Genomic DNA, 20,974 nt, shown 5'->3' with positions numbered 1-20,974 from the left:
TGCAAAAGGACTTAATCCAAACATTCACTGCATCGCTGAACTTCTTACTTCTGAACAAATCCAAAATGCAACGAGAGCTGGCGTATCAGAAATTATAGAAGGAAATAAATTAACGAGCTATGTATTTACCGCTTCTCTTTTATTCCCTTCCATTTCAGGTGTACTATTCTCACTTTACGATGAAATCTCCGATAACAAATTACAACTGATGGAGATTTCCCCGTCCTGCACCGGACAATCCTTTGCAAATTGTAGCTATACTCTTTTAAAGCAAAACATTCTCTTACTGGGTGTAAAGCGCGACGAACAATATATGATCAATCCAGTTCATTCTTTCATTCTCATCGAAAGCGACATACTCATCGTTATTCACCATTAAAAAAATGATTTTCTAGTTCTTGTACCAGTACTTTACCAATACTGATATATTTTCTTTTCACGTCTCCATCGGGATCTTTTGGCTCAGCAAATTGATCAACTCCACTCGTTCCAGCTGTTAAAGAATTAACATTATCATCTAGTTCGTCTTGATATACGTGCGAAAGAATATACGGCGTTTCAAGACGGACTATTACCTCAGGCACATCTAGTTCTCCATCCACCGCTGTAAATGGTATTCGTAAAAATTGATAGCCATCTTCTTCGTCGATTTTATAATCAAAACATCCTTTATCATAATCCCAATTACCACCAATACTATATCCAAGTGGTTTCATAACCTCTTCTAACTTATATAACGCATATGTACGTCCTTCTAAATTTGATTGAATCGGAATCAAGCCCATCCCTCCTAGACTTTTCCTTTAGCATACCCATTCTAGTTTGAATATACCGATGTACTTTTTCGTAAAACAACAAAAAGCGACCGGAGACCCGATCGCTTTTTATTATTTCAAACGCTCTTCTAATTCTGCTTTTAACTCTTCAAATCCTGGTTTTCCAAGTAGAGCAAACATATTTTTCTTGTACGCTTCTACTCCTGGTTGGTCAAATGGATTTACGCCTAATAGGTAGCCGCTCATCGCACATGCTTTTTCGAAGAAGTATACAAGGTAACCGAATGTGTACTCGTTTAGTTCTGGAATGTTTACGATTAAGTTCGGTACTCCGCCATCGCTATGTGCAAGTAATGTACCTTCGTATGCTTTTGTGTTTACGAAGTCTATCGTTTCACCAGCAAGGTAGTTTAATCCATCTAAATCGTTGTCGTCTAATTCGATTTTTAGTTCGTGTGTAGATTTACCTACTTTAAGAACTGTTTCGAATAGGTCACGACGACCTTCTTGAATGTATTGACCTAATGAGTGCAAGTCAGTTGAGAAGTTTGCTGAAGATGGGAAAATACCTTTTTGATCTTTTCCTTCACTTTCACCAAATAACTGTTTCCACCACTCAGAGAAGTAGTGAAGTGCTGGCTCATAGTTAACAAGCATTTCAATTGTTTTTCCTTTATTGTATAGGGCATTACGAACTACTGCGTATTGGTAAGCTGGGTTTTCTTCAAGTTCTGATTTCGCGAAATCATTATGACCAGCAGCTGCACCGTTCATCATCTCTTCAATGTTTAGGCCACTTACTGCGATTGGCAATAAACCTACTGGTGTTAATACAGAGAAACGACCGCCAACATCATCTGGAATAACGAACGTTTCGTAGCCTTCATTATCCGATAATGTTTTTAAAGCACCGCGCGCTTTATCTGTAGTCGCATAAATACGTTTGCGAGATTCTTCTTTTCCATACTTTTCTTCTAATAATTTACGGAAAATACGGAATGCGATTGCAGGTTCTGTTGTTGTACCTGATTTGGAAATAACGTTAATAGAAAAGTCTTTCCCTTCTAGTACGTCCATTAAATCTTTCATATAAGTGGAGCTAATGTTTTGTCCAACAAATAGCACTTGTGGAGTTTTACGTTGTTCTTTAGAAAGCGTGTTATAGAAAGAATGGTTTAACATTTCGATTGCTGCGCGTGCTCCTAGGTAAGAACCACCAATACCTACAACAAGTAAAATGTCAGAGTCGTTTTTAATTTTTTCTGCGCATTTTTGAATGCGAGCAAATTCTTCTTTATCATATTGAAGCGGAAGCTCTACCCACCCAAGGAAATCGTTCCCAGCTCCAGTTTTTTCGTGGATTGCATGATGTGTTACTTTTACTGCATCACGTAAATAAGTTAGTTCATTTTCACCGATGAAGGATAATGCTTTAGAATAGTCGAACGTTACATGTGTACTCATCTTTTTCCCTCCAATTATGTATATGTATTTCTGTATTCACTTTAGCGAAACTAAAGTTGTAAATCAAGCGATTCAACAATTGTAAACGTAACCATTATTTATTTTTTAGAAAAAGTTCATTTTTTGCATAAAAATTCGAATTTTTCGGTATAGATGTATATACATCGTTTTTCGTACATTTTTCATGTATAAAAACAACAAAACTATACCATTCTATAAAGGAGTTAAATTTTCTTATTAACTCCTTGCTTGCTCACGCTTCACATTAAGGGGGGCTTTTCATGAGTACCTTGCAGCGTATCGCATTAGTCTTCACTGTAATCGGCGCTGTTAACTGGGGACTGATCGGGTTCTTCCAGTTTGACTTAGTAGCGGCTATTTTCGGTGGACAGAACTCAGCTCTTGCACGTATCATTTACGGCATCGTTGGTATTTCTGGGCTTATCAATCTCGGCTTACTATTTAAACCATCCGAGAATCTTGGTACTCACCCAGAAACACATGAAATTCAATAGTCAGTATGTCTTTTTCGCCTCCGACATACGAATATGATTGCATGCAATCATATTTGCAAATATATATATCATAAGTCACAGTAAAAGAGGAACGCTCATATGCGTTCCTCTTTTACTTTATTACCTCCGACTCTTCAATCCATTCTGCTAGCTTTTCTCGCAGCGTATTAAATCCGTCCTCAGATGGATTCGGTATAAGAATTCGTCCTTGCTTTCTTTTCGCCGCTTTTAACGATAAACTCATTTTTCTGTGTTCTTCATCAATTGAAAGTACTTTTACTTCTACTGTATCCCCGACCTTTAAAAAGTCATGAATGTCTTTTACATACCCATTTGTGATTTCAGATATATGCACAAGTCCTTGTGTTTCTGCATCCAAAGCTACAAATGCACCGTAATCTTGAATTCCAGTTACTTTCCCTGTTACAACCACTCCCGTTGTATATTGTTCTGACATGTGAAACACTCCCATACGTTTACCATTTTCTCTACAATTGTAAATAGCAAAGCAGATGTATTTGTTGTTAAATATCCGATTAGTGAGTAAGTATCCTAAGTAAAACACCGAGGATACTCCCACCTTATATTAGTAAATTATACCACTTTGATAGAACTCATTCAAAATTCACGAAAAAATTTCCTGTAATACGTATAATTCTCCAATATTAGGATAGAATACTAACACATGGCTTTCTAGTATTCCCCCCCTTTTATGGACAAAACGTATTGTGTTTTGTCCTTTTTTTATTCTCTATGAACCGTTCCATTCTCTTCATTGCTTCCATAAGTTGCTCAAGCGATGTTGCATATGAACAACGAATAAATCCTTCACCACTCCCGCCAAACACATTTCCAGGAACAACAGCCACTTTTTCTTCTAATAATAATTGTTCTGCAAATTCTGCTGAAGATAGTCCGGTTGAAGCTATAGAAGGGAAGACATAAAATGCCCCGCCTGGCACATGACATGTTAAGCCCATTTCATTGAAAGATGTCGCCATAAAGTTACGACGTTTTTTATAGCTATCTCTCATTCGAATTACTTCATCATTTCCCCCGCGTAATGCTTCAACTGCTGCAAATTGAGACATCGTCGGTGCACACATCATTGAATACTGGTGGATTTTGAGCATTAATTCTGAAAATTGCACAGGGGCTGCAATCATCCCAAGACGCCATCCCGTCATGGCAAACCCTTTTGAAAACCCTGAAATTAAAATTGTATGGTCACGCATATTTTTAATACTCGCGAAACTCGTATATGCTTCGTCGTATACGAGCTCTGCATAAATTTCATCAGATAACACGATTAAATTATACTTCTCAACAATAACTGCTAGCTTTTCTAATTCGGATTTATTTAACATTGCGCCTGTTGGGTTATTAGGAGAACAAAGTAATATTGCCTTTGTTTTCGTTGTAATAACTGCTTCAATTTGATTTGGCTGTACTTTAAATTCATCTTCTAATGAAGTCGCTACTGGAACTGGGACCCCGCCCGCTAACGTAACAAGTGGTGCATACGAAACAAAACTTGGTTCAATAATAAGTATTTCATCATCAGGGTTTACAATAGCACGCATCGCTACATCTAGCGCTTGACTCGCTCCAACTGTAACAATGATTTCATCATTCGGATCATAAGATACTGCAAATTGTTTTTTTAGATACTTTGCTATTTCTTGACGGAGCTCCAATAATCCTGCATTTGCTGTATATGACGTATATCCTTGTTCTAAAGAACGAATACATGCTTGCCTTACATTCCAAGGTGTAACAAAGTCCGGCTCCCCCACTCCAAGTGAAATAACACCTTTCATACTTGCCGCTAAATCAAAAAACTTTCGTATACCAGACGGTTGTAAAGATTCTGCTACTCTAGATAGGTCAAATTGCTTCACGGTGTCACCACAATTCTCTTATCATCATCTGTCTTTTCATAAATAATTCCCTCATGTTTATACTTCTTCAAAATAAAATGAGTTGTCGTTGAAACGACAGATTCAATTGTTGCTAATTTCTCAGAAACAAACATCGCTACTTCTCCCATCGTCTTTCCTTCTAATGTAATAGAAAGGTCATATGTCCCAGACATTAAATAAACGGATTTCACTTCTGAATAGCGATAAATTTGTTCAGCTACCGCATCAAAACCCACGCCACGCTTCGGTGTAACTTTCACATCAATCATCGCCGTTAAACCAGTATGTTCTTTCACTTTTGTCCAATCGATATGTGTTACATAGTCCACGATAATCTTTTCACTTTCTAATTTCGCAACCATTTTTTTCGCTTCTTCTACTTCTATATTTAACAACTTCGCTAATGTATCTACAGATAAACGACTATTCTTTTCAAGACAAGCTAATAATTCCAATTCTTTCTCTGTCACCATATAAATCACCCTTCCTTTTAGTTTGTGTCTAAATTATACAAATACTCTTTCCAGTTTGAAAAGAAGATTTTTTTTGAGAATTATGTCAAAATAAAGTGAAACTTGAATCAGTGGGAGGGTTCATATCCGCTGATTATTAGTACACACCAATCCGGGTAAAGAGGAAAGGGGATGGAACCGTGAAACCAAAAGTATATATTGCCGAACCAGTTCCAACATTTGTAGAAAACTATTTATCAGAACACTGTGATTTTGAAAAATGGGATCAAAACGAGAAAGTACCTCGTGATGTTCTATTAGAAAAAATAAAAGATAAAGATGGGTTATTAAATTTCGGATCTACTATAAATGAAGAGTTATTGCAGGCTGCTCCTAATTTAAAAGTAGTAAGTAACATTTCTGTTGGCCATGATAACTTTGATTTAAAAGCGATGGAAAAACAAAATGTTATCGGAACGAATACTCCATATGTGTTAGATGATACAGTAGCCGATCTCGTTTTCGCTCTTATGTTATCTGCTGGTCGCCGTGTTTGCGAACTCAATTCCTATGTAAAAAATGGTGAATGGAGCGCTGAAATCGGAAAAGAACACTTCGGACTAGATGTACATCATAGTACGATCGGTATTATCGGAATGGGACGAATTGGGGAAGCTGTCGCAAAACGAGCGAAATTCGGATTTGATATGAATGTCCTTTACTATAACCGTCGCCGTAAAGAAGAAGCTGAGCAAAAATTTGATGCTACATATTGTGATTTACAAACTCTAATCAAACAATCTGATTTTATTATTCTTCTTACTCCATTAACAGATGAAACGTATCATCTTATCGGTGAAAAGGAATTTTCACTAATGAAAGAAACAGCAATTTTCATTAATGCTTCTCGCGGGAAAACAGTAGATGAAACTGCATTAATTCATGCGTTAACAGAAAAGAAAATATTTGCAGCCGGCATCGACACATTTACACAAGAACCGATTCAAAAAGAGAATCCGCTCTTATCATTACAAAACGTTGTAACTTTACCGCACATCGGATCTGCAACATTAAAAACTCGTCAGCAAATGGCAATGACAGCTGCTGAAAATTTAGTAGCAGGATTACAAGGAAAAACACCACCTAATATTGTGCGTGGGTAATTATAAAGTGAAACTTTAATCAGTGGGGGGTTTGTCCATCCTCCCCTGATTATTAGCCTTCACCAATCGGGCTTTTACGGGCATTCTACTGCCCGGTAAATAGCGGGCTAAATACGCAAAAGGCAAGATGACATCGTCATCTTGCCTTTTTTTGTTAACATATTTTGTTTCTTGCCTGGAGATGATATGAACAAAAATCAATGGAGTGACAAAAAATGAACCATGAATGCAAATGCCCTTACTTCACTTTTTCCACTCGCGGGACTACTATTCATTACGAATTGTATGAACACAATACTAAAAAAGAACGACCTACTTTCGTACTCGTTCACGGCTTCCTTTCTTCCTCATTTAGCTATCGACGACTCATTCCTTTACTAACAAAGGAAGGTACAGTAATTGCCCTTGATTTACCACCATTCGGAAAAAGTGATAAATCTCATCTCTTTAAATATTCTTATCACAATTTAGCAGCTATTATTATCGATTTAATCGAACATTTATCTCTCTCGAATATTGTATTAGTTGGTCATTCTATGGGCGGACAAATTTCACTCTTTGTAAACCGACTACGCCCTGAATTAATTTCAAAAACGATTTTACTATGTAGCTCTAGTTATTTAGCACGCGCAAACTTCCCTTTACTGTACTCCTCTTATTTACCGTTCTTCCACTTATACGTGAAGAACTGGATTATTCGAAGGGGCATCGTTCATAATTTAATGAATGTCGTTCATGACCATTCATTAATTGACAATGAAATGATGGAAGGCTATGCTGCTCCTTTTTATGATGATCGTATATTCCCTGCTTTAACTCGAATGATAAGAGACCGTGAAGGTGACTTATCTTCAACTGAATTACAAAAAATCGAAACCCCAGTATTACTCATTTGGGGTGAAAAGGATCGCGTCGTCCCTGTACATGTAGGACACCGTCTCCATAAAGACCTACCTAATTCAACTTTCATTTCTTATGAAAATACAGGCCACTTACTCCCTGAAGAAAAGCCCGATCATGTTTATGAAGAAATTATTGCGTTTGCGACGCAATAAAGTGAAGCTTTAATCCGTGGGAGGTTCTATTCCCACGGGTTATTAGCCTTCACCAATCGGGCTTTTACGGGCAGTTTGATTTCTCGCCTAACCTCTTTGCTTCAACCGAATTTTGAGGCAGGAGTCTTACTGCCCCGTTAAAACGGGATAAAGTGAAGCTTTAATCCGTGGGAGGTTCTATTCCCACGGGTTATTAGCCTTCACCAATCGGGTTTTTACGGGCAGTTTGATTTCTCGCCTAACCTCTTTGCTTCAACCGAATTTTGAGGCGGGAGTCTTACTGCCCCGTTAAAACGGGATAAAGTGAAGCTTTAATCAATCCGAATGAAAATAAACAAAAAGGCTGTCGTAAATTCCGACAGCCTATAATGAACAACTTCCGCCTTCTTTTAGTACGAGTAACTCTACTGCTAATTTTTCGCATTTTTCAAGTGCAGGTACTTCTTCAAAAGACATAAAGTATATATGTTGAATCTTCTTTGCGATGTATTTCGGATCATCAAACACACTTACGACGTTTACAACATCGCTCGCTTCTGTTTCATAAAACTCCGGTCCCATTTGAAACGGATCCCAATTTTTCACAACCTCAATCATTTTGTCATATGCACCCATCTATTTCCCGCCTTTTCACTTTTTAATGCTTTTCTTTATCGTATCACATCAGCTATTCTATAAGAAGAGTGAGAATTTTCATAACTTAACAGTTTGACAGAAGAAAGGAGCAAACATATGCAACTATTTCATAAAACGGTAAATCGTCGCGGAACACATAGTACAAAATGGGATACATATAAAAATGAAGAGCTCATCCACGCTTGGATTGCCGATATGGATTTTGAAGTACCAAAACCAATTCAAACTGCATTACAAAAACGCATAGAACATCCTATTTTCGGCTATACACTTCCTCCTGAAAATATTGGGGATATCATTTGTAATTGGACGAAAAGCCAATACAATTGGGAAATACAAAAAGAATGGATTGTATTTAGCGCAGGTATCGTTCCAGCTCTTAGTACGAGCATACAAGCTATAACGAAAGAAGGAGAAGCCGTACTCGTACAACCTCCTATTTATCCACCATTTTTTGAAATGGTCAAAACAAATAATAGACAATTATGTGAGAGTCCCTTGTTTAAACAAAATGGCATATATAAGATAGACTTCGAGCATCTAGAAACTCAATTTAAACAAGGTGTAAAACTAATGCTTCTTTGCAGCCCTCACAATCCTATCGGACGCGTTTGGACGAAAGAGGAGCTAACAAAACTCGGTACGCTATGTACGCAATATAATGTAACCGTTGTCGCGGATGAAATTCACGCCGATATTATTTATAAAGGCCATACTCATACACCGTTTGCTTCTTTATCTGAAGAATTAGCAGCCCGCACTATTACTTGTATGGCTCCGAGCAAAACATTTAATATCGCTGGATTACAAGCATCGATCATTATTATTCCGAATGAAAATCTCCGTAATGCCTTTATGTCTATCCAATATAGACAAGGATTCCACGGATTAAATACATTTGCTTATACAGCAATGCAAAGTGCCTATACAGAATGTAATGATTGGCTAAATGAAATTCGATTGTACGCTGAAGATAATGCTCAATTTGCTTGTGAGTATATTCAAAATCACATACCAGCTCTTTCTGTAATTAAACCAGAAGGTAGTTTTTTACTGTGGATTGATTGTTCCCACTTGGATCTTTCTCAAGATGAACGAACAGCATTGCTTGAAGAGAAAGGTAAAATCATCGTTGAGCCTGGTGAGAAATACGGAACAGGTGGAGAAGCCCATATCCGAATTAACATTGGCTGTCCTAGATCTGTTTTAGAAGAAATTTTAAACAGACTACACCATACATTCTCATAACAAAAAAGGAGGCTATCCCAAAATGATTTTGGGATAGCCTCCTTTTTTCGGTAAATCGATATAATTCCACTTACTATCATGTGGTTTTACAACAAAATCTATCATTCACGGTAGCTTCTATTTCTTCTTCATATCCGACGCTTTTTTTACGATAACACCGCAAGCAATTCGGCCACCAGATTTACCAGTTGGTTGCGTCATACCATCATCAGCGTTTTCTGTAATAATAATAGACGCTCCATCTTTTCTATGAATCGTCGTTTTTCCTTCTTCAAGCGTTATATGCGGAGCATCGATTTCTGCTTTAATCTTTCCCGAACCGTCTGCCACTAAGTTCGGTAAATCACCATTTTCCGCACCTTTCGGATTCAAGAGCCCATGTTTTTTATTATCTGGATTAAAATGATTCCCAGATGATTCGAAACTTGGCGCTTTACATTCTCCGATTTCATGTACATGTATCCCGTGTGGTCCTGGTGTAAAACCTTCCGCTTTAATCGTAATTTTCACTCCACTTGTTTGCTGAGCTACTTTTGCAGTCCCAACTTCATCACCTGAAGCATTATGTAATTTCACATCAATTTCTTTCGGCTTCCCTTGGTCACAACCCGCCATTAGAAATAGTAAACAACAACTGAAAAAAAGCTGTCTTTTCATTCAATTCCCTCCAAAATACTTTCTGCCCTTAGATTGTCCGAGCATAGAGGGAAACATGCAAAAATGAATTACTGTTTCTTTTCAGCTAAAAGCTTTTCTTCTACTTTCTGTAATCGCTCTGCTTCTCGTTTTGATACACGAATAAACATACGCCACGTAGCAACCGCACCGATGATAAATAGAACGCAAACAATACCTGGAATAATATACTCCGTTTTATCTTCAGGAAAATATAAAGGCATCATATAAAACACTCCTTATCAGGAAATTTATGAAAAGAATTAACATCAGAATTTTCTGTTATATCATTTTAAATTATAGTTGAAGCCTGTCATATTCTCAAGGACATTCAAAAATCAACTGTTTTCTTTGACTCCTTCTTCTACTTTCCTTACTATAAACTTGAGGTGAAAAATATGAGAGAAACATTTGAAATTGGTGAAATCGTTACTGGTATTTATAAAACTGGAAAATACATCGGCGAAATTACAAATAGCCGTCCTGGCAGTTACGTTGTAAAAGTATTAGCTGTTTTAAAACATCCAGTGCAAGGTGATTTACATAATGTAAAACAAGCTGACGTACCATTCTTCCATGAAAGACGTGCTTTAGCTTTTCGTGAACAGACGAACATTCCAGAGCAAATGGTGAAGAAATATGAAGGAGAAATTCCAGATTATACAGAGTCACTAAAATTAGCATTAGAAACTCAAATTAATTCATTTTCTGAAGATGATTCACCTTTTGCGGGGCGTAGTCTAAAAACACTTCAGCAATTGAAGCAAGATTACAAACTTTAAAAAACAAAACGACCAAATTACATATTTTGCAATTTGGTCGTTACTGTGTACTCACTTTCTTTAACACTTTCGAAAAATCAACAAGTTCCCCTAATGTTGGAGGTGCTGGTTTGACTAAATACTCTTTATCTTTTTCTACTAATTTAAAAATATTATATGTCGTCATCGCATCATCAAGCGCACAATGATGCTTTCCTGTTCCTGCTTTTCCATACGCCTCAATTGCTTTCCACAGCCCTGTTTGATTTCTCTCTCCAAAAAACTTCTTATACTCAAGCGATAAATCACGACACTGTCCAAAGAATGGAAATTCTACTCCCGCCATTTCGCAGTTATGCTTTAAGACTTTCATATCCATATTTCCCCACGTTACAATTGTCGGTTTACACCTCTTTTCATATTCTGCAAGTTTCTCAACAAGTTCATGAAAAGAAATTCCTTTGTCCACTACTTCCTGTTTAATTCCTAAAAATTTTTTACATCGATCCGTTAAAGATGGAAATGTTTTCGGTCTAATATGCGCTGAATACGTATCTTCCACCTTACAGCCAACAACTGAAACGAGTCCGACCTCAATAATTTCTGGGAAAAAACCTTTTGGCTTTTTTCTATGCTGGGGCATCGTAAACTCAAAGTCTAAAAACAAAAATCGTTGTTCATCCATACGATCCCTTCCTTATCATCTTTGTCATTCCTTTCTATTTGACACTCCTACACGAACAAGCTCGGATGCTGATTCGATTTTAAATATTCAGATTGGATGTATCTTATATATATGTCAAATGCCCACAAATATTTTTAAAAATAAGAAAAAATGACCTATGCAGAAAATATGACAAAATAAACCCTTTCATTTACATCCGCCATTTTTCTACTTTATAATGACTTTATGTGTGTTTCATCTAGTTAATTTTTTGACACACTAAGAAAAGTGAACGAAAGGAGATGAGAGTTTTGCACGAAACAACGCAAGAGCTCGCAAACTGGCAGTATTATTTTGCTATCGCAGTCTTTTTAATTACATATGCCATTATTATTTCTGAAAAAATTAACCGCGCTGTCATCGCACTTCTTGGTGCGGCATTCATGGTAATTGCAGGGGTCGTTGACTTACACAATGCCTTTACGAAACATATTGAATGGGGAACAATTACATTGCTCATCGGTATGATGATACTGGTAAACATTACAAGTAAGTCAGGTGTCTTCCAATACGTTGCCATTAAAGCCGCAAAAGGAGCACAAGGAAATCCAATTAAAATTTTAATTTCACTTTCCTTACTTACCGCGCTTGGCTCCGCATTTTTAGATAACGTTACAACAGTACTTCTTGTTGTTCCAGTTACTTTATCTATTACGCGCATCTTGCAAGTAAATCCTGTTCCATATTTACTTTCTGAAATTATTTTTTCAAATATCGGAGGAACAGCAACATTAATTGGTGATCCGCCAAATATTATGATTGGTTCTGCAAATAAGCATTTAGATTTCAATGCTTTCTTATTCAACTTAGCACCTATCGTAATCATCATTATTGCTGTTACAGCAACAATTCTTTACTTCATGTACCGTAAGCAATTAATTGCTGATCCTGTACAAATTAAAAAATTAATGAGCTTAGATGAAAAACAATACATTAAAGACCCAGTATTAATGAAGAAATCTTTAACAGTACTTGGCCTTACTATTTTAGGTTTCATGACTCATTCCATTTTCCATATTGATGCAGCTATCATCGCCTTAACTGGCGCTACTGTACTTATGCTAATCGGTGTGAAAGAGCATGAAATTGAAGAGGTATTCGCAAGTGTAGAGTGGGTAACAATCTTCTTCTTCGCGGGACTATTCGTACTCGTTGGAGGACTTATTGATATCGGGCTTATCAAAATGTTAGCTCAAAAAGTAATTGGAATAACAGGCGGAGATATTTCTCAGGCATCTATCCTTGTTCTATGGGTATCTGGTATCGCCTCTGCAACAATCGATAACATTCCATTCGTTGCAACAATGATTCCACTTATTAACGATATGGCAGTTGGGCTAGGTTTATCACCTTCTGACGCACAAATCGACGTACTATGGTGGGCATTAGCATTAGGTGCTTGCTTAGGTGGAAACGGAACATTAATCGGGGCTTCTGCTAACGTAATCGTAGCCGGAATCGCAAGTCGTGAAGGACATAAATTCAGCTACATGGAATTCCTTAAAGTCGGCTTCCCAATTATGATCGTTTCATTAATCATTTCTCACATTTACATTTACTTACGCTATCTTATGTAGTAGAAAAAAGCGCCCTGCTGAGCAGGGCGCTTTTTTCAGCATATCCGAATTATTATGAAACCAAATATATCGACCACTCGACAACTTTGATACGCCTACTCGTTATACCTCACCGGCTCATTCCGAATAATGAACAAATGAATCGGCAAGAAAACCGAAAACGTGATTGTATGAATGATCGTAAATAGTATGGAATTCGTTCCGTATCTATCCAAAATAGCGTAGATGAGATAAATAGACAGCACAATCGATACGGCTGTTGCTAGCAAACTTATAATTGGTACGAAATTAAAAATGAAACATCCGACATATATGCCAAATACTTTCCACCCTGCCTCTTCTTTCAAGAAATCTGGTAATTTATCTTTCGCTAAATCGCCCCATGTCTTACTATTTATAAACGGAATAAAAGCAAGAACACCATCAGTTGCACCATCATTTTTCGCCATCGTATAAAGTGCAAAAGCCGTTAACAAATACGAAATAATTGCCCAAATTATTATAACAAGAATAAACGCAAAACTAAGAGCAAAGAAACCTGCTAGTACGCTTTGATCTTCCATCTTATCCTCTCCTCTCTCTTCTCAACATATTTCATTACATTGCAAGTTATGTTTTAAAATTCACCCAAACTCTTTGTATAATAATATGAGAAAGATAATAAGAGAGGAGCACATACCTATGCATCCATTTGTAAAGGCATTACAAGAGCATTTTACAGCTCATCAAAATCCCGAAAAAGCAGAACCGATGGCACGTTATATGAAAAATCACTTCCCGTTTCTCGGTATTCAAACTCCCGAGAGAAGACAATTATTGAAAGACGTCATTCAAATACATACGCTCCCAGATAAAAAGGACTTCCAAATTATCATACGTGAGCTTTGGGACTTACCAGAACGTGAATTTCAAGCTGCCGCACTCGATATCATGCAAAAATATAAAAAGCACATAAACGAAACTCATATCCCATTTCTAGAAGAACTTATTGTCACAAAATCTTGGTGGGACTCTGTTGATAGCATCGTCCCTACATTTTTAGGTGCCATCTTTTTAAACCATCCAGAATTAATTTCCGCATATATTCCAAAATGGATTGCATCAGAAAACATATGGTTACAGCGTGCCGCTATTTTATTCCAGCTAAAATATAAACAAAAAATGGATGAAGAACTCCTTTTCTGGATTATCGGACAACTACATTCCTCAAAAGAATTTTTCATTCAAAAAGCAATCGGCTGGGTCCTTCGCGAATATGCAAAAACAAAGCCAGATGTAGTTTGGAAATACGTTCAAACTAACGAGCTTGCTCCATTAAGTAAACGCGAAGCAATTAAGCACATTAAACAAAATTACGGAATAAATAATGAAAAAATAGGCGAGACTCTATCATAGATAGGCACGTCCCTCTATTGTGATTTAAAAAAGAACGTGTTAGAATATGTTCATTATTATTAATATAAGTAGCGATGACGGACTTATAAGTACTTGCACAAAAAGCGATTCAGGGATAGTGAAAGCCTGAAACCGCAAGGAAACGGCAGTCTCGAGCAATACGTGATGAAAGTGGATGTGTGAAATGCACATCAACTAGGGTGGAACCGCGGGTATATACAAGCTCGTCCCTAGGCATGATTGCCTAGAGACGAGCTTTTTTGTATTTAAAAATTTAAAGCGCAAGCGGCTCGCTCAAAATGTGAGGAGGATGGAGCTTCTGACATAGAGGCGCTTTTTGCCTCGGCGGAAGAAGCGAAGCCACCGAACATTTTAGCCGCTGGAGCTAGCGGAGATGCCCCGTTTCCAAAGTACCCATCACGTCATCGCAAATACGTTAACTTTCAAAAGGAGGATTTTATTATGTATTCAATGGAACAAGTTGTAAACTTAGCAAAACATCGCGGTTTTGTTTTCCCTGGTTCTGAAATTTACGGTGGTCTTGCAAACACATGGGATTACGGTCCACTTGGAATCGAATTAAAAAATAACGTTAAAAAAGCTTGGTGGAAAAAATTTATTCAAGAATCTCCACACAACGTTGGTTTAGATGCTGCTATTTTAATGAACCCAAAAACTTGGATCGCTTCTGGTCACGTTGGTAACTTTAATGATCCAATGATCGACTGTAAAAAATGTAAAGCTCGTCACCGTGCTGACAAGTTAATTGAAGATGCATTAGACGTAAAAGGCATCGAAATGGTCGTTGACGGTCTTACTTTCGACCAAATGGCTGACTTAATGAAAGAACATGAAGTAAAATGTCCTGATTGCGGTAGCCAAGAATTCACGGAAATCCGTCAGTTCAACTTAATGTTCAAAACATTCCAAGGTGTTACAGAGTCTAGCACAAACGAAATCTTCCTTCGTCCTGAAACAGCACAAGGTATTTTCGTAAACTTTAAAAACGTACAACGCTCTATGCGTAAGAAACTTCCATTTGGTATCGGCCAAATCGGTAAAAGTTTCCGTAACGAAATCACACCTGGTAACTTCACATTCCGTACACGTGAATTCGAACAAATGGAACTTGAATTCTTCTGTAAGCCTGGTGAAGATTTAGAGTGGTTCGCATTCTGGCGTGAAACTTGTAAAAACTGGTTACTTTCACTTGGTATGACTGAAGAAAGCATGCGTCTTCGTGACCACGGTGAAGACGAATTATCTCACTACAGTAACGCAACAACTGATATTGAATTCAGATTCCCATTCGGTTGGGGCGAACTATGGGGCGTTGCATCTCGTACAGACTTCGATTTAAAACGTCACATGGAACACTCTAACGAAGACTTTAACTACATCGATCCACAAACGAATGAGCGTTACGTGCCATACTGCATCGAGCCATCTCTAGGTGCAGACCGTGTAACATTAGCATTCTTATGTGATGCATATGAAGAAGAGCAATTAGAAAACGATTCTCGTACAGTTCTTCGTTTCCATCCTGCTTTAGCACCATATAAAGCAGCTATCTTACCATTATCTAAAAAACTATCTGAAGGTGCTACTGAAGTATTCGCAGAACTAGCTAAAGACTTCGTGGTAGACTTTGATGAAACTGGTTCTATCGGTAAACGTTACCGTCGTCAAGACGAAATCGGTACACCATTCTGTATCACATACGACTTCGACTCTGTTGAAGACAAAGCTGTTACAGTACGTGACCGTGACACTATGGAACAAGTTCGTATGCCAATTAGCGAACTAAAAGGTTTCTTAGAGAAAAAAATCCAGTTCTAATTATAAAAAAGAGGCAGCTCATAAGAGCCGCCTCTTTTCTATTTTTCACGTTTTTCTTTAATTGCTACTGTACATCTTGATATGCATAGCAACTCATCATTTTCATCAATGATGCGAATATCCCAAACCATTGTCGATTGTCCTCTATGTATCGGTGTTCCGATTGCTGTTACAATTCCATCTTGCTTTGAGCGAATATGATTTGCATTAATTTCTAATCCAAAACAAATACATTTCTCTTGATCAATTAAATTGTATGAACCAACACTTGCCACAGTTTCTGCTAATGCAACAGATGCACCGCCATGTAAAAATCCAAACGGCTGATGCGTACGTTCATCAACAGGCATCGTAGCAACTACTTTATCCTCTGTCATTTCTAATAGCTCTATTCCAAGCGAATCCATTAAAGTTTTTGACATATCGTTTTCCACCTCTCTCACTTTAAATCAAATGTATATTTTTACCTATTTACTTTCAAACTACCTATAACACTTATATAAGGAGGTTTCACCTAAATGAAACAGAAATTTTGTATACTATTGCTTATGTTCTCCTTCCTGACTATTGTACCAAATTGTGCAATAGCAGCCAAAGCATCCAACCTGACAATCAATGTTAAGACTGTAACGCAAAAAGGTAAGAAACCTTATATAGAATATCAAATTAATAGGCCTTCCTTTTACAACTTTTCTAATTCGAAATTTCAAAATAAGCTAAATTCCTATTACAAAAACTCTACTGCTACATTTAAAAGTAACTTAGAAAAAGAGGCGAAGAAATATTATAAAGAAACAGAAGGATCTAGCACACCTTTTCATCCCTACGTTGCAAATGTTGACTATAAAGTAGCTTTAAACAAACCTCCTTTCCTAAGTCTATATGTGAATTACTATCAATATACAGGCGGAGCGCACGGACTTTATACGTGGAAGGCAAATACATTTGATTTAAACGAAAAAAAATTATTACACTTAGACGATTTATTTCAGCAAGAGGATAAATATAAAGAAATAATTCGCACAGAGATTGTAAGACAAATTAAACAAAATGAAAGCATTTATTTTCCTGATGCAGCCGAAAAGGTAACGAGCACTAAAAAGTTTCACTACTTTTTAGAACCGGATAATCTTGTAATTTATTTCCCTTTATATGAAATTGCTCCTTATTCAAGCGGAATTCCGCAATTTCGTATTCCATACACATTGCTTAGAGACTATTTAAAGCCTTCTTATCAAAATATTTTGATTGACAACAAGTAAATATTTTCGCTACGATAATGTTAACCTAACTACAACCGGAGGTTAACATTATGAAGAAGCTTCATGTTTTAGATTTAGCATTAGCTGCCATGTTCGTCGCTCTTATGGCTATTGGTGCAAATATTGTATCGTGGGCACCATTCCTACAAATAGCGGGCGTTCCATTATCTATGCAACCATTTTTCGCAATTTTAGCAGGTCTTCTTCTTGGGAGTAGACTTGGGGCATTATCAATGACTGTTTACATGCTTGTTGGAGTAGCGGGTGCGCCAATCTTCGCTAACTTCAAAGCTGGATTCGGGGCACTTTTAGATCCTACTGGTGGTTTTATTATCGCATTTATTATCGTTGCTTACGTATCAGGAAAACTAGTAGAACAAAAAGAACGACCAACATTCAGCACCTTTGCAATTGCTTCTTTCGTCGGAATCATTTTAACTTATATTATCGGTACTACTTATATGTACGGGGCAGTCAATATTTTCATGGGTGGTAATATGAGTTATAAAGCTGCCTGGATGATTATGATGTGGTTTGCAGTAAAAGATATTGCGTTTACAATTATCGGCGCTATTATCGCACCTCGCATATACTATGCTGTACGTCGTTCGGCTTATCAGCATTCTCATTCGACAATTTCATAATAAACAAGGAGCTGCTCCTATAGGAACAGCTCCTTGTTTATTATATTAAGACTCTTGCTTCATTTGCTCGTCTAAAATTTTCTTCATCATTACTAACATATCATCACGTAATTCTGGGTATTGCAATGCCATTTCAATTGTTGTTTGAACGAATCCTAACTTTTCACCTACGTCGTAGCGTTTTCCTTCGAAGTCGTAAGCAAATACACGTTGAATTTCATTTAAGCTTTGAATTGCATCCGTTAACTGAATTTCGCCACCCGCTCCAACTTGTTGCTGTTCCAAGAACATAAAGATTTCAGGAGTTAAAATGTAACGTCCCATAATCGCTAAGTTTGAAGGCGCAGTACCTTGCGTTGGTTTTTCAACGAAATTACGAACTTGATAACGACGTCCCTCTTGCTCTAACGGATCAATAATTCCATAGCGATGTGTTTCGGCTTCAGGAACAGTTTGTACACCAATAACAGAAGAAAGTGTTTTGTCATACTCGTCCATTAATTGACGTAAACATGGTTTTTCAGCTTGAACGATATCATCGCCTAATAATACTGCAAACGGCTCATCACCAATGAATTTACGCGCGCACCAAACAGCATGTCCTAATCCTTTTGGTTCTTTTTGACGAATGTAATGGATATCTACCATTTTAGAAGAAGCTTGTACTTTTTCAAGTAACTCATACTTTTTCTTCTCTAATAAGTTTTGCTCTAATTCAAATGCGTTATCAAAATGATCTTCGATAGAGCGCTTTCCTTTACCAGTAACGATAATAATATCTTCGATGCCTGATTTTACTGCTTCTTCTACGATGTATTGAATTGTTGGTTTATCTACAATTGGAAGCATTTCTTTTGGCATTGCTTTCGTTGCTGGTAAAAAGCGTGTTCCTAATCCCGCTGCCGGGATAATTGCTTTTCTCACTTTTTTCATGACAAATACCCTCGCTTTTCATTCTAATTCTCTTAGTAAAGTGCAAATTTATAACACTCGCTCGTAATAATCCTCTACATCAAACAAAACTACAAGAAAAGAGGAGGCCGTTCTCCGTTCTCCCCTTTTCCTATCAGTAGCACTCTATTCTATTATAAACGATTCATAATATCTTCTTTAATAGTAAGTAACTTTTGTTCACTATTTTGTAACGAATCATCTTGTACACCAAAATAGAATTTAATTTTCGGCTCTGTTCCAGATGGACGTAAGCAGAACCAAGAACCATCTTCTAATTGATATTTTAACACATTTGATTTCGGTAAGTGAATCTCTTCCTTATTTCCATCTTGTAACGTTGTAATGATGCTTTCCTTATAATCCTCAACTGCAACGACTGTTAAACCAGCTACTTCTTTCGGAGGATTCCCGCGGAATGTTGCCATCATCTTTTGAATCTGTTCGGCACCATCTTTTCCTTTTAACGTTAACGATACAAGATCCTCACGGAAGAACCCATACTTCTTAAATACTTCTAACAGACCATCATATAGCGTTTTACCTTGTGATTTGTAGTACGCAGCTACTTCACATGCAAATAGGACTGATTGCACCGCATCTTTATCACGGCAGAATGGACGGATTAAATAACCATAGCTTTCCTCATAACCAAATTGGAATTCATATTGTCCACTTTCTTCATACTGTCTAATTTTTTCACCGATAAATTTAAATCCAGTTAACGTATCAACTGTATCTAAACCGTATGCTTTTGCGATTGTACGGCCAATTTCAGACGTTACGATTGTTTTTAAAACAACACCGTTTTCTGGAAGCGTTCCGTTTTCCTTCTTTTGTGATAATAAGTAATCAAGCATTAACGCACCTGTTTGGTTACCAGTTAACACTTGGAACTCACCATCATGATTGCGAACTGCTACACCTAGACGGTCTGCATCAGGATCTGTTGCGATTAACACATCAGCGCCTACTTTTTCACCGTCGCGAATTGCATATTCAAACGCTGCATGCTCTTCTGGATTTGGTGATTTTACGGTAGAGAAGTTTGGATCTGGTAACTCTTGCTCTTTTACAACTGTTACATCTGTAAATCCAACTTCTTCTAAACCACGGCGTACCGAAATATTTGACGTTCCATGTAATGGCGTAAAGACGATTTTTAAATCTTTTCCTATTTCTTTCACCATCTCTTTATTAATAATGACATTGTTCAATTCTGCCGCATATGCATCATCTACTTCTTGTCCAATTATATGTAATAAACCGTCAGCTTTTAATTGCTCAACATCAGCAACTTCAACTGTTAATTCATTTTCTACTGCATTTACGTAGCTAATTAACTCATCAGCTTCTTTTGGAGGCAACTGCCCACCATCTTCACCATATACTTTATAACCGTTATATTCGGGCGGATTATGGCTTGCCGTAAGAACGATTCCACTTACTGTATGTAAATGACGAACTGCGAAAGAAAGCACTGGTGTTGGACGTAAGCTTTCAAATACATATGTTGTAATACCTTGCGCACCAAGTGTAGCAGCTACTTCCATTGCGAATTCAGGTGATTTATGACGAGAATCATACGCGACAACAACACCGCGTTTTTTCGCTTCTTCACCTAATTTTTCAATAAACCTAGCCAATCCTTTTGTTGCTTTACGAACTGTATATACATTTAAACGGTTCGTACCAGCACCAAGTTCACCACGCATACCACCTGTGCCGAACTCTAGATTTTTATAAAAGCTATCCTCGATTTTCTTCTCATCTTGCTTCATGTTTTCTAGCTGTTCTTTTAATTCTGTGTCTAATTCTGCATATGAAAGCCAGCGACTAAATTCTTGTTTCCAATTCATACTTCCATCTCCTCTCGCCTGTCGTACCTTCATTATATGAAAAAAACAACCTGCAT

24 protein-coding genes (1 of these 24 cut by a window edge) are annotated in these 20,974 nt (G+C 37.3%); 11 read left to right on the top strand and 13 right to left on the bottom strand.

Annotated features, from left to right (window positions below):
* Nucleotides 1-379: the final stretch of a potassium channel family protein gene (locus tag ACE38F_RS04400; RefSeq protein WP_341307997.1), read on the top strand. The gene continues 617 nt to the left of window position 1, outside the view; the window shows 379 of its 996 coding nt (coding positions 618-996); the start codon falls outside the window, past its left edge; its stop codon occupies nt 377-379.
* Here the strand turns inward: ACE38F_RS04400 and ACE38F_RS04395 are convergent.
* Nucleotides 366-779 (bottom strand): YugN-like family protein, encoded by a 414-nt coding sequence (locus ACE38F_RS04395; RefSeq protein ID WP_341307998.1) that lies wholly within the window; start codon nt 777-779, stop codon nt 366-368. The two genes, ACE38F_RS04400 and ACE38F_RS04395, sit on opposite strands and share 14 nt — an antisense overlap.
* A 108-nt stretch (nt 780-887) precedes the next feature.
* Entirely contained in the window at nt 888-2,240 is a 1,353-nt protein-coding gene (locus ACE38F_RS04390; RefSeq protein ID WP_215554585.1) for a glucose-6-phosphate isomerase, read from the bottom strand.
* A gap of 281 nt (nt 2,241-2,521) precedes the next feature.
* Here ACE38F_RS04390 and ACE38F_RS04385 point away from each other — a divergent pair, with 281 nt between their 5' ends.
* Nucleotides 2,522-2,755 carry a DUF378 domain-containing protein gene (locus ACE38F_RS04385; protein ID WP_002034535.1) on the top strand — a complete coding sequence of 78 codons (234 nt, stop codon included), beginning with the start codon at nt 2,522-2,524 and terminating at the stop codon, nt 2,753-2,755.
* Nucleotides 2,756-2,867: 112 nt separating this feature from the next.
* Here the strand turns inward: ACE38F_RS04385 and yugI are convergent, their stop codons facing one another.
* The 3 genes from yugI to ACE38F_RS04370 form a co-directional block, all read right to left on the bottom strand.
* Nucleotides 2,868-3,212, bottom strand: coding sequence for a S1 domain-containing post-transcriptional regulator GSP13 (gene yugI / locus ACE38F_RS04380; RefSeq protein ID WP_215554586.1), 345 nt, complete (start codon nt 3,210-3,212; stop codon nt 2,868-2,870).
* Between the two features lie 253 nt (nt 3,213-3,465).
* Nucleotides 3,466-4,656 carry an aminotransferase gene (locus tag ACE38F_RS04375; protein ID WP_215554587.1) on the bottom strand — a complete coding sequence of 397 codons (1,191 nt, stop codon included), beginning with the start codon at nt 4,654-4,656 and terminating at the stop codon, nt 3,466-3,468.
* Entirely contained in the window at nt 4,653-5,150 is a 498-nt protein-coding gene (locus tag ACE38F_RS04370; RefSeq protein WP_002124435.1) for an Lrp/AsnC family transcriptional regulator, read from the bottom strand. Before ACE38F_RS04370 ends, ACE38F_RS04375 begins: the two co-directional genes overlap by 4 nt.
* A gap of 149 nt (nt 5,151-5,299) precedes the next feature.
* Between ACE38F_RS04370 and ACE38F_RS04365 the strand changes: the two genes are divergently transcribed.
* Nucleotides 5,300-6,292: a 2-hydroxyacid dehydrogenase gene (locus ACE38F_RS04365; protein ID WP_215556643.1), complete on the top strand. Its 993-nt coding sequence runs from the start codon at nt 5,300-5,302 to the stop codon at nt 6,290-6,292.
* A gap of 215 nt (nt 6,293-6,507) precedes the next feature.
* Nucleotides 6,508-7,347 carry an alpha/beta fold hydrolase gene (locus tag ACE38F_RS04360; RefSeq protein ID WP_341308000.1) on the top strand — a complete coding sequence of 280 codons (840 nt, stop codon included), beginning with the start codon at nt 6,508-6,510 and terminating at the stop codon, nt 7,345-7,347.
* A 363-nt stretch (nt 7,348-7,710) separates the two neighbouring features.
* Here the strand turns inward: ACE38F_RS04360 and ACE38F_RS04355 are convergent, their stop codons facing one another.
* Complete coding sequence (locus tag ACE38F_RS04355) at nt 7,711-7,962, bottom strand: YugE family protein (protein ID WP_002015854.1); 252 nt, start codon at nt 7,960-7,962, stop codon at nt 7,711-7,713.
* Nucleotides 7,963-8,079: 117 nt separating this feature from the next.
* Here ACE38F_RS04355 and ACE38F_RS04350 point away from each other — a divergent pair, with 117 nt between their 5' ends.
* Nucleotides 8,080-9,231, top strand: coding sequence for a MalY/PatB family protein (locus tag ACE38F_RS04350; RefSeq protein WP_341308001.1), 1,152 nt, complete (start codon nt 8,080-8,082; stop codon nt 9,229-9,231).
* A gap of 117 nt (nt 9,232-9,348) precedes the next feature.
* On the opposite strand, the gene ACE38F_RS04345 is transcribed toward ACE38F_RS04350, so the two are convergent.
* Nucleotides 9,349-9,888 carry a superoxide dismutase family protein gene (locus ACE38F_RS04345; protein ID WP_215554592.1) on the bottom strand — a complete coding sequence of 180 codons (540 nt, stop codon included), beginning with the start codon at nt 9,886-9,888 and terminating at the stop codon, nt 9,349-9,351.
* Between the two features lie 68 nt (nt 9,889-9,956).
* On the bottom strand, nt 9,957-10,133 hold the full coding sequence (locus tag ACE38F_RS04340) for a hypothetical protein (RefSeq protein WP_000982763.1): 177 nt from the start codon (nt 10,131-10,133) through the stop codon (nt 9,957-9,959).
* Nucleotides 10,134-10,304: 171 nt separating this feature from the next.
* Here ACE38F_RS04340 and kapB point away from each other — a divergent pair, with 171 nt between their 5' ends.
* A complete protein-coding gene (gene kapB, locus ACE38F_RS04335; RefSeq protein ID WP_341308003.1) occupies nt 10,305-10,688 on the top strand; it encodes a kinase-associated lipoprotein KapB in 384 nt (127 codons plus the stop codon).
* Nucleotides 10,689-10,728: 40 nt separating this feature from the next.
* On the opposite strand, the gene kapD is transcribed toward kapB, so the two are convergent.
* Complete coding sequence (gene kapD, locus ACE38F_RS04330) at nt 10,729-11,352, bottom strand: 3'-5' exonuclease KapD (protein WP_341308004.1); 624 nt, start codon at nt 11,350-11,352, stop codon at nt 10,729-10,731.
* A gap of 290 nt (nt 11,353-11,642) precedes the next feature.
* Here kapD and ACE38F_RS04325 point away from each other — a divergent pair, with 290 nt between their 5' ends.
* Nucleotides 11,643-12,968 (top strand): ArsB/NhaD family transporter, encoded by a 1,326-nt coding sequence (locus ACE38F_RS04325; protein ID WP_002145115.1) that lies wholly within the window; start codon nt 11,643-11,645, stop codon nt 12,966-12,968.
* Between the two features lie 95 nt (nt 12,969-13,063).
* On the opposite strand, the gene ACE38F_RS04320 is transcribed toward ACE38F_RS04325, so the two are convergent.
* The gene (locus ACE38F_RS04320) at nt 13,064-13,531 is read right to left on the bottom strand and encodes a hypothetical protein (RefSeq protein WP_375370128.1); all 468 of its coding nucleotides are present in this window, start codon (nt 13,529-13,531) and stop codon (nt 13,064-13,066) included.
* Between the two features lie 118 nt (nt 13,532-13,649).
* Between ACE38F_RS04320 and ACE38F_RS04315 the strand changes: the two genes are divergently transcribed.
* Nucleotides 13,650-14,363, top strand: coding sequence for a DNA alkylation repair protein (locus ACE38F_RS04315; protein ID WP_341308006.1), 714 nt, complete (start codon nt 13,650-13,652; stop codon nt 14,361-14,363).
* 462 nt (nt 14,364-14,825) lie between these two features.
* Nucleotides 14,826-16,202 (top strand): glycine--tRNA ligase, encoded by a 1,377-nt coding sequence (locus tag ACE38F_RS04310; RefSeq protein ID WP_375370129.1) that lies wholly within the window; start codon nt 14,826-14,828, stop codon nt 16,200-16,202.
* Nucleotides 16,203-16,240: 38 nt separating this feature from the next.
* On the opposite strand, the gene ACE38F_RS04305 is transcribed toward ACE38F_RS04310, so the two are convergent.
* Entirely contained in the window at nt 16,241-16,624 is a 384-nt protein-coding gene (locus ACE38F_RS04305) for a hotdog fold thioesterase (RefSeq protein WP_002034550.1), read from the bottom strand.
* Nucleotides 16,625-16,720: 96 nt separating this feature from the next.
* On the opposite strand from ACE38F_RS04305, the gene ACE38F_RS04300 reads away from it, so the two are divergent.
* Together ACE38F_RS04300 and ACE38F_RS04295 are read left to right on the top strand one after the other, a co-directional pair.
* Entirely contained in the window at nt 16,721-17,464 is a 744-nt protein-coding gene (locus ACE38F_RS04300; RefSeq protein ID WP_215554595.1) for a DUF3298 and DUF4163 domain-containing protein, read from the top strand.
* Between the two features lie 50 nt (nt 17,465-17,514).
* The gene (locus tag ACE38F_RS04295; RefSeq protein WP_002160036.1) at nt 17,515-18,108 is read left to right on the top strand and encodes a biotin transporter BioY; all 594 of its coding nucleotides are present in this window, start codon (nt 17,515-17,517) and stop codon (nt 18,106-18,108) included.
* A gap of 45 nt (nt 18,109-18,153) precedes the next feature.
* Here the strand turns inward: ACE38F_RS04295 and galU are convergent, their stop codons facing one another.
* Together galU and ACE38F_RS04285 are read right to left on the bottom strand one after the other, a co-directional pair.
* Entirely contained in the window at nt 18,154-19,041 is an 888-nt protein-coding gene (gene galU / locus ACE38F_RS04290) for a UTP--glucose-1-phosphate uridylyltransferase GalU (RefSeq protein ID WP_215554596.1), read from the bottom strand.
* Nucleotides 19,042-19,193: 152 nt separating this feature from the next.
* The gene (locus ACE38F_RS04285) at nt 19,194-20,918 is read right to left on the bottom strand and encodes a phospho-sugar mutase (protein WP_375370130.1); all 1,725 of its coding nucleotides are present in this window, start codon (nt 20,916-20,918) and stop codon (nt 19,194-19,196) included.
* Between the last annotated feature and the right edge of the window lie 56 nt (nt 20,919-20,974).

The organism is Bacillus altaicus (genome assembly GCF_042136375.2).
Lineage (GTDB): Bacteria > Bacillota > Bacilli > Bacillales > Bacillaceae_G > Bacillus_A > Bacillus_A cereus_U.
This window is presented reverse-complemented; position numbering and strand designations above follow the sequence as displayed.

Bases quoted from the DNA above. Each gene is read 5' to 3' on its own strand.
- ACE38F_RS04390 (WP_215554585.1), bottom strand. From the start codon at position 2,240: ATGAGTACACATGTAACGTTCGACTATTCTAAAGCATTATCCTTCATC.
- ACE38F_RS04350 (WP_341308001.1), top strand. From the start codon at position 8,080: ATGCAACTATTTCATAAAACGGTAAATCGTCGCGGAACACATAGTACA.
- kapB (WP_341308003.1), top strand. From the start codon at position 10,305: ATGAGAGAAACATTTGAAATTGGTGAAATCGTTACTGGTATTTATAAA.
- galU (WP_215554596.1), bottom strand. From the start codon at position 19,041: ATGAAAAAAGTGAGAAAAGCAATTATCCCGGCAGCGGGATTAGGAACA.
- ACE38F_RS04295 (WP_002160036.1), top strand. From the start codon at position 17,515: ATGAAGAAGCTTCATGTTTTAGATTTAGCATTAGCTGCCATGTTCGTC.
- ACE38F_RS04305 (WP_002034550.1), bottom strand. From the start codon at position 16,624: ATGTCAAAAACTTTAATGGATTCGCTTGGAATAGAGCTATTAGAAATG.
- ACE38F_RS04360 (WP_341308000.1), top strand. From the start codon at position 6,508: ATGAACCATGAATGCAAATGCCCTTACTTCACTTTTTCCACTCGCGGG.
- ACE38F_RS04385 (WP_002034535.1), top strand. From the start codon at position 2,522: ATGAGTACCTTGCAGCGTATCGCATTAGTCTTCACTGTAATCGGCGCT.
- ACE38F_RS04345 (WP_215554592.1), bottom strand. From the start codon at position 9,888: ATGAAAAGACAGCTTTTTTTCAGTTGTTGTTTACTATTTCTAATGGCG.
- ACE38F_RS04340 (WP_000982763.1), bottom strand. From the start codon at position 10,133: ATGATGCCTTTATATTTTCCTGAAGATAAAACGGAGTATATTATTCCA.
- yugI (WP_215554586.1), bottom strand. From the start codon at position 3,212: ATGTCAGAACAATATACAACGGGAGTGGTTGTAACAGGGAAAGTAACT.
- ACE38F_RS04315 (WP_341308006.1), top strand. From the start codon at position 13,650: ATGCATCCATTTGTAAAGGCATTACAAGAGCATTTTACAGCTCATCAA.
- ACE38F_RS04310 (WP_375370129.1), top strand. From the start codon at position 14,826: ATGTATTCAATGGAACAAGTTGTAAACTTAGCAAAACATCGCGGTTTT.
- ACE38F_RS04285 (WP_375370130.1), bottom strand. From the start codon at position 20,918: ATGAATTGGAAACAAGAATTTAGTCGCTGGCTTTCATATGCAGAATTA.
- ACE38F_RS04300 (WP_215554595.1), top strand. From the start codon at position 16,721: ATGAAACAGAAATTTTGTATACTATTGCTTATGTTCTCCTTCCTGACT.
- ACE38F_RS04320 (WP_375370128.1), bottom strand. From the start codon at position 13,531: ATGGAAGATCAAAGCGTACTAGCAGGTTTCTTTGCTCTTAGTTTTGCG.
- ACE38F_RS04355 (WP_002015854.1), bottom strand. From the start codon at position 7,962: ATGGGTGCATATGACAAAATGATTGAGGTTGTGAAAAATTGGGATCCG.
- kapD (WP_341308004.1), bottom strand. From the start codon at position 11,352: ATGGATGAACAACGATTTTTGTTTTTAGACTTTGAGTTTACGATGCCC.
- ACE38F_RS04370 (WP_002124435.1), bottom strand. From the start codon at position 5,150: ATGGTGACAGAGAAAGAATTGGAATTATTAGCTTGTCTTGAAAAGAAT.